This window comes from Bradyrhizobium sp. 23AC (assembly GCF_054863025.1).
Map to the genome: position 1 here is coordinate 1 of NZ_JAVAYN010000127.1, position 276 is coordinate 276.

1 pseudogene is annotated in these 276 nt (G+C 65.2%); it reads left to right on the top strand.

From position 1 onward, the window contains the following. Positions 1 to 276 (top strand): annotated as a pseudogene (locus RAD10_RS41755) (hypothetical protein); the annotation flags it as partial.

The window sequence follows — 276 nt, forward strand, 5'->3', positions numbered from 1 at the left end:
GTCGATCGGCACCGACACGCTGCGTTCGATCGAGGGCATTCAGGGCACGGGCTACGCCGACAGCTATGTGGCGACGGGCTATGGTCAGGCCGGTGCGCTCAATATCGGCAACAATGGCGGCTTCAACCAGTTCGAGGGCCTCGGCGGTGATGACCAGATCACCGGCAACGGCGGCACACGACTGCTCTACACGAATGCCACAGGCGGCGTCACCGTCAGTCTGAGCGCCGGCTCGGTCACGGGCGACGTCTCGGTCGGGCATGACACCTTCACGGG